The sequence below is a fragment of the Bartonella pachyuromydis genome, assembly GCF_039543065.1.
GTDB classification, from domain to species: Bacteria; Pseudomonadota; Alphaproteobacteria; order Rhizobiales; family Rhizobiaceae; genus Bartonella; species Bartonella pachyuromydis.
On sequence record NZ_BAABJA010000027.1, the window covers coordinates 1 to 6,811 of the forward strand.

Annotated in this window: 6 protein-coding genes and 2 pseudogenes; all 8 read left to right on the forward strand. The window is 45.6% G+C overall.

What is annotated here, in order from left to right; all coding sequences use genetic code 11:
• Positions 1-133: 133 nt before the first annotated feature.
• A pseudogene (locus ABD917_RS08900) lies at positions 134-790 on the forward strand (Bgr_08870 family protein); the annotation flags it as partial.
• A gap of 396 nt (positions 791-1,186) precedes the next feature.
• On the forward strand, positions 1,187-1,348 hold the full coding sequence (locus ABD917_RS08345) for a hypothetical protein (protein WP_345119613.1): 162 nt from the start codon (positions 1,187-1,189) through the stop codon (positions 1,346-1,348).
• A gap of 175 nt (positions 1,349-1,523) precedes the next feature.
• Positions 1,524-2,813 carry a phage tail sheath C-terminal domain-containing protein gene (locus ABD917_RS08350; protein ID WP_345119614.1) on the forward strand — a complete coding sequence of 430 codons (1,290 nt, stop codon included), beginning with the start codon at positions 1,524-1,526 and terminating at the stop codon, positions 2,811-2,813.
• Entirely contained in the window at positions 2,810-3,328 is a 519-nt protein-coding gene (locus ABD917_RS08355; RefSeq protein WP_277623306.1) for a phage major tail tube protein, read from the forward strand. Before ABD917_RS08350 ends, ABD917_RS08355 begins: the two co-directional genes overlap by 4 nt.
• Positions 3,329-3,337: 9 nt before the next feature.
• The gene (locus tag ABD917_RS08360; protein WP_345119615.1) at positions 3,338-3,748 is read left to right on the forward strand and encodes a hypothetical protein; all 411 of its coding nucleotides are present in this window, start codon (positions 3,338-3,340) and stop codon (positions 3,746-3,748) included.
• Positions 3,749-3,879: 131 nt separating this feature from the next.
• A pseudogene (locus ABD917_RS08365) lies at positions 3,880-6,223 on the forward strand (phage tail tape measure protein).
• A gap of 37 nt (positions 6,224-6,260) precedes the next feature.
• Positions 6,261-6,386 carry a hypothetical protein gene (locus ABD917_RS08370; RefSeq protein ID WP_345119616.1) on the forward strand — a complete coding sequence of 42 codons (126 nt, stop codon included), beginning with the start codon at positions 6,261-6,263 and terminating at the stop codon, positions 6,384-6,386.
• Positions 6,387-6,397: 11 nt separating this feature from the next.
• On the forward strand, positions 6,398-6,811 hold a 414-nt coding region (locus ABD917_RS08375), incomplete at its 3' end, for a phage tail protein (RefSeq protein ID WP_345119617.1).

A 6,811-nucleotide genomic window follows, 5' to 3' on the forward strand; every position in this document is an offset into this window, starting at 1 on the left:
CAGAGCGTAAATTTGTGAGCAGCGACAAAACAGCACGACAAGCGCGCCTTAAACTCACCCTTACCGGTGGACCGGCGGCACGGTCAATGGTGAGCGATTTTGGTGCTGGCATATTGTGATGGGAGAATAAAAAATGAGCAAAACCAAAAAACTCGACATGGAATTGCCTCAAGAAGGACGCTTTATCAGTTCTGAATTTCCAATCTTGCGCGATAATCTCAATAAACTTGATCAAGCTCTTATAACGGTTGAGGAAAAAACAGATAACAAAGCGCCTTTACAGCATACCCATAGGATAAGTGATGTGAATGGTCTTGAAACAGCCCTCAATGGCAAGATGCCAGCCGATAAAACCTTCACTTTTGCTGATTTAAGCGATATCGAGGGGGCAAAAGATGCGGCAAATAACTATGTGCTCTATAAAGCAGGCAACAATCATTTTACCTTTGGCAGTGCCGTTTCCTTATTAGGCACCCATCAACATAAAACAGAAGATATTGTTGGATTGGATGACTTTAGAACCAAGATTAATGAAGATCTCACAGCCTATGGTCGTCTCACAAGCCCAAATGAATGGCAGAATTATAATAAATTTACCAGCAAAGTCACCATGAGTGGCGGTTTTGAGCTGTTGGGTAATTCGTCGTTTAGCCTTATCCATAATGGTGAAGTGGTGACACGTTTAAGTGCAAGCGGAAGTATGTTGAAAGGACCGCTGAAAATTGATGGTGAAGCTGTTTATACAAAAGATGAAACAGATACTGCCCTGCAAGAAACACGGGACAAAATTAATAGAGTTCTCACAATCTATTATGGGCGCTTAGCTAATTCAAATGAATGGAAAAGTTATAATAAATTTACGAGCAAAGTTACCATGAACGGTGGCTTAGAACTGTCAAACAATTCTTCGTTTAGCCTCATCCATAACAACGTAGAAGTTACTCGTTTAAGTGCAACAGGAAGCACATTAAAAGGTCCGCTTAAAGTGGACGGTGATCTTGTTTATACCAAAGCGCAAGTGGATGCTCTTAATAGGGAAATATGGACAGCAATAAAGAAACTTCAAAAATTTGTTTACGATTAACCCCATTAATTTGCCAGAACTTGCTGATGCTGAATTACTTTATACGCAAAATGGGAGAATTCAATGGCCTGATTGAGTGACAGATGACACTGATATTGAATCATGGCTTGGGGAGGAGGTGGTAGTAGTAATGTACCTAATAATGGAGGTAAAGGTGGAAAAAGCCAGTATGGTGATAATGGAGGAAACGGTGCTGAATTAGGTCGGTGGCGGCGGGTATCGAGATGGCGAGGATGGAACAGCAAGAGGTGCTGGACGGGATAGAGATGGTGCAGTTAAATTAAAAATTTTTATATAAGTTCTTAAAGGTTTTGTCTGTTTTCAAAGTCTTTTTATTGCTCTTTCAAAGCCCTTTTAAAGAACTTTTTTGACTGACAGTGTCAGGCTTATGGAGCATGGTGATGCTTGTTATTGTCTCTTCATTGATTTGGAGAACAAGATGGCAACAGAATTTAATCATGGTATTCGCCTCATTGAGGATGATCAAGTTTCTCGCCCTTTAGAGATGTTTAGTCAAACCGCTATTGGGGCGGTTGTTACAGCTCCTGATGCGGATGCACAGACCTATCCCCTCAACGAGCCCGTGTTGATCTTTACCCATGAGACAGAGAAAATCCAAAAGCTTGGGACAAGAGGAACAGCCCTTGATGTTATCAATGCCGTGCGTGCGCAAGGGATCGAAGCACAAGTGATCCTTGTGCGGGTAGAAGAAAAGTCAACCATTGCTGAGACACAAGCCGAAATGGTGGGGTCGAATACGGCTTTGACCGGTGTTCATGCCCTAGCGCATGCTAGAGGGCATTTAGGTGTGGAACCTGGCATTCTCTTAGCGCCAGCTTATAGTGCAGGGCGCCTTGATAATGCTAAAAATCCACTAGCAGATTCTTTAGAACAGGTTGCCGAAAAGCTACAAGCCATTGCGGTGTTCGATACGGGGGGCAAAAATATGGAAGAAAGCCTTGCCTTTCGTGCGGATTTCTCTTCACGCTTTTGTTATCTGATTGATCCCTTTGTGCGGGTAGCAAATAGTGAGGGGGGCTTTAGTATAAAACCCGCAAGCCCCTTTGTGGCAGCCATGTTTATCAAACGGGACAAACAAAAGGGAGGTGTTTTTTGGTCTCCCTCCAACCAAGATGTTAAAGGTATTTTAGGCACAGCGCGCCCCATTAGCTATTTTGATGGGGAAATTGATCATGAGGCTAATCGTCTCAATAAAGCCGATATTGCCACCTTTATTCCCGCCCGCCTTAGCCAAAATGCGCATGGGCAAATGGCTGCCAATGGGCGCATTTTATGGGGCAATCACACCACCTCCAGTGATCCACTCTGGCGCTTTGTCAATGTGGTACGCACCCGCGCAGCCTTGGAAAAAACCATCATTAACAATTTACGCCCTTGGGCGAATGACGAGAATCTGACCGGTCAACATGTCATTGCCATTACCCGCAGCCTTACACAGTTTCTTGATGATATGATTGCGCGCGGTGCGCTTTTAGGGGGGCGGGTTTGGTTTGACCGTGATTTGAATTCAAACAGCAATTTGCAATTGGGAAAATTGCGGGTGGAATTTGATGCAGAAGAAGTCCCCCCACTAGAAGATTTAAGCTTTGGAAGCCGGCGCAATGATGCTTACTTTAATCGGCTCTCTGAAGATATCCAAAATAAAATGACCTATGCATTTGGCGATACGCTTGAGGGTTATCGCAAGGCAGCAAGGAGTGATGTATGACGTTAAGAATTGTTCGTGGTTTTACCCTGATTGTTGATGATGATGTCAATCTTCATCTTGATCTTGAAACGCTCAAACTTCCCACGTTGGAAGAAATCACAGAAACCTATCAACCAGGGGGATCTGACATGCAAATTGATGTGAGTGGTCTTGGTGTGAAAGCTTTAACCTTGCAAATGAAAATCCGCAGCCACACGCCCGAAATCATCGGTATCTTTGGCGGTCCTCCTGGTCTTCGTCATAAATTTACCGGCAAAAAACATGTGGTGTCTGAAGAAGATGGGCGCGAGCATGAACATTCCATTGATGTTACAGGGCGCTTGGTCAAAGTCGATAGCGAAAGCTTAACGGCTGGAAAAGCGACAGGCTATGATTGCGAGATCAAAAATATTTGGGACTATACGGAATTTTGGGATGGCTCTGTTTTACATCGTTTCTCGTTTAAACGGGGTGGTTGGCTCGTGCGTAATGGGCAAGATATTGGTGGGCGTCGCCGTTCTATACTTAATTTATAGGAATTGATCATGACAAGTTTACAAACCAGTATTGAGGTGGAATTAGCTGTTCCCATTCTGTACCAAGACAGTGAGGGCAGGCAAGCGACACGGCATAAATTGACCTTTTATCGCCCCACGTTCAAACATGCCAAGCAATTGTCTGTGCTGATTGGACCACAGTTGACAGAGCTGCTTGTACCTGAATTTGCAGAGCAAAAAACCCCTAGCAATGATGTTCTCATTCTTAAGCTTTCACAAGTTTTGTTTACCCATGAGGCGACAGAAGGTATTACAGCGCTTTTGGCAGAGATGTCTCATGAATCTGTTGAACTTATTGATCGTCTTGATGTTGTTGATCTTGTGGCAGTGTTTAAGGCTTTTTTTGCTTTTTTTACGCAACGCCAATCCCCTATGCTGGACAATTTGGAGCAGAGCTAGCTCTTTATTATCACTGGTCGGCTCTAGAGATTAACCAGATGGATTGGCTTGATGTTGTCTCCTATCGCTATGAATTAGCCCGCCTGAAAGCCCAAGAATATGAAAGCCAAATGTTAGGATGAGATGCGATCATGGATGTTTCCCTTGTTGTCCGTTTTGTGAATCATCTGCAAGAGGGGCTTGCCTCTGCCAAGAGTGATCTTGCAGCTTTCAGTAGCGATGTTGCGCATTTCCAAAACAAGACAAGGCAACACTTTAAAAATTGGTTTGACCCTAAGCACTTGAAGGAAGCAACAGCCAATGCGGAAAATGCTTTTATCCATGCACGTGGTCGTATGGTAGGAGCCATTGCCCAAACCGCAACCTTAATTGCTCCGCTCTATAAAGCCATGCAATTTGATCAATCGATGAAAGGCTTGGAAAAGGTTCTGGATGCCCCCCTTAATCGCTTAAAGGAATTGCGCCGTTTTGCTTTGGAAACCTCGACAAAGACCCCTCTCGCCGCCCGTGAAGTTTTAGAACTGATGACCAGTGCCAGCCAAGCAGGAATTGGCCAACAAGATTTAGAAGCTTTTAGTGTTTATGCTGCCAAGGCAGCGGTTGCTTTTGATATGAGCGGGGATCAGATTGGAGAGCGCTTTGCCAAATTGCGCAATGTCTTTAAGCTTAATCAGACGAGCATTGAAGATCTAGGCGATGCCATCAACCATCTCTCTAACCACATGGCGGCAAAGGCGAGTGAAGTTTCTGATTTTACCAATCGGGCTACCGGAGCGGCAACCATGTTTAAACTGACAGCCCGCGAAACAGCGGCTTTTGGTACGGCGATGATTTCTGCTGGGATTGTCCCAGAGAGTGCAGCGCGTGGTTTTAATGCCATGAGTGCGCGCATACAGGCAGGGGGTAAACATATTGAAGATGCTTTTGCCAATATTGGGCTTTCCCGCGAAAAATTCATGGAAGATCTGGACAAAGATGCCACTGGTACTTTGGTGCGCTTTTTTGATGTTTTAGCAAAATCAGAACAGGGTATGCGTTCGCTGATTGCCATTGCTGGGCGAGACTTTACCGGTGATTTTGCCAAATTGGTGGGTAACCCAGAGCTGTTAGGGCAAGCATTAGAGTATGTGAAAGATCCAAAAGTCTTTAAAGGCTCTGTCGAACAAGAGGCAGACAAACAAGCAACCGGTGCTATGCGGCAATTTGAACTGTTGCAAAACCGTATCGTGGCTTTGGGGATTACCATTGGTGAAGTGCTTCTGCCCCCCCCTCAACAGTTTGATGGAAAGTGTTGGTGGTTTTATCAATGTTCTTATGGCGTGGGCGAATGCTCATCCCACTTTAACAAGCGCCATTATCAAAACCATTGCCGCTCTGATGGCTTTTAATATTGCTTTGCGTGTGTTGCGCTTTACTTTTGCTGGCACACGTCTTGGGCTTCTTCAATTGATCACGTCTTTTATCAAGATGGGTGCTGTGAGTCGTGGTCTTGCTGCAAGTTGGCGCGGGCTATTGGCTTCAGGGCGTTCACTGGGCTTGCTAACCACAGGTCTTGGGGCAAGTTCACTTCGACTTTTGCGTCCCATGACTTTACTCGTGGCAGCGTTTCGGGGGATTATGATCTCAGGAAGCGCATTCGCCGCCGCTTTTGGTTGGATAGGGACAGCGATAGAAGTGATTGCTGCTGGCATAGCCTCTGTGGTTGGGGCTGTTTTTAGCCCAATCGGTGCTCTGATTGCCGCTGTTGTAGCTGTGATCGTGGCTGCTTGTTTTGTTTTGTGGAAATATTGGGATCGTTTTTCTTCCTTTGTCAAAGGTTTTACACGGGGGCTAATACGCGCTTTTGGTCGTGCCTTTGAAGCGGTCATGCGCTTTTTTGGCGCCGATACGGCTACCATCACGCGTTGGAAAAACATTATTGCTGCTGCCTTTGATTTTTCTGCCCATTGGCAAAAGTTCAAACAGGGACTTAGCGCTGTTGGCAAGTGGTTTGGCAATGTGTGGGAGGGCTTTAAACAAAGCCTTTCCAACTTTTGGAGCTGGTTGGGAAGTTTTTTTGCCCGCGAAACGCTCTCTGAGGATGCCAAAGCAGGCATGGAGCAAGCAGGGGAAGACTTAGCCAGTTGGATTGTCGATGGCTTTATGGGGACCATCACAGGCTTGATGGATTTTTTTAAATCTTTGCCCAGTCGCATAAAGGGCTGGATTGGGTCGATTGATTTATCCGACCTGTTTCATTTGCCAAGTTGGCTTGGGGGCAAAACAACCATTCAACCCATAGCACAATTTGCAGGTTATTCTCATGCCAATCACTTGGTCTCAGAGCAAAGAGAGAAAGACCGCTCTGCCATCACTCACACTCAAAATGTCACGGTGCATGTCAATGGCGCGCGTGATCCTGTTGCTACTGGTCGTGCGGTTAGTCACGCCATTCAACGGGCACGCGCCAATGCCCTACATGGAGGGACCGAATAATGGCAGGAAGGCAATGAGGGGAAGGACACACAAACTTATGTATCGCACTCAAAATGTCACGGTGCATGTCAATGGCGCTCGTGATCCTGTTGCTAATGGTCGAACGGTTACTCACGCTATTCAACGGGCACGCGCTAATGCATTGCATGAGGGAATAGAATAATGGGAGGGAGCATGCAAGATCCTTTGATGATGTTAGGTCCACATCAATTTTATGTGGACTGGCTTAATTTCCAATCTTTTGAAGAGGAATTCTCTGCCTCATGGGTTTCTATGGAGCGTTTTGGCAGGTCGCCTAGTTTGCAATTTACTGGCTATGGCAATGATCCCAAAACCATTCATGGCGTTTGGTTTCCAGAAGAATTTGGTGATCGTGTAGCCATTGATGCCATCACCACAACGATCAAAAGAGCAAAGCCGGTCCAGATGCTTCGTTGGATCAATGATACCACCTATAGTGTCCTTCTCCATGGACCCGTGGTGATCACCAGTATCACGAAAGACCACGACTTTATCAGTCGCTCCGGTCAATCCCAGCGTATTCGCTATTCCATCAGTCTCTTACCCTTTTTTAATGGCGGAAAACCG

What these genes read in the sequence shown, in the direction of transcription:
- ABD917_RS08345 (WP_345119613.1), top strand. Translation starts at nt 1,187, where the DNA reads ATGGCTTGGGGAGGAGGTGGTAGTAGTAATGTACCTAATAATGGAGGT.
- ABD917_RS08350 (WP_345119614.1), top strand. Translation starts at nt 1,524, where the DNA reads ATGGCAACAGAATTTAATCATGGTATTCGCCTCATTGAGGATGATCAA.
- ABD917_RS08355 (WP_277623306.1), top strand. Translation starts at nt 2,810, where the DNA reads ATGACGTTAAGAATTGTTCGTGGTTTTACCCTGATTGTTGATGATGAT.
- ABD917_RS08360 (WP_345119615.1), top strand. Translation starts at nt 3,338, where the DNA reads ATGACAAGTTTACAAACCAGTATTGAGGTGGAATTAGCTGTTCCCATT.
- ABD917_RS08370 (WP_345119616.1), top strand. Translation starts at nt 6,261, where the DNA reads ATGTATCGCACTCAAAATGTCACGGTGCATGTCAATGGCGCTCGTGAT.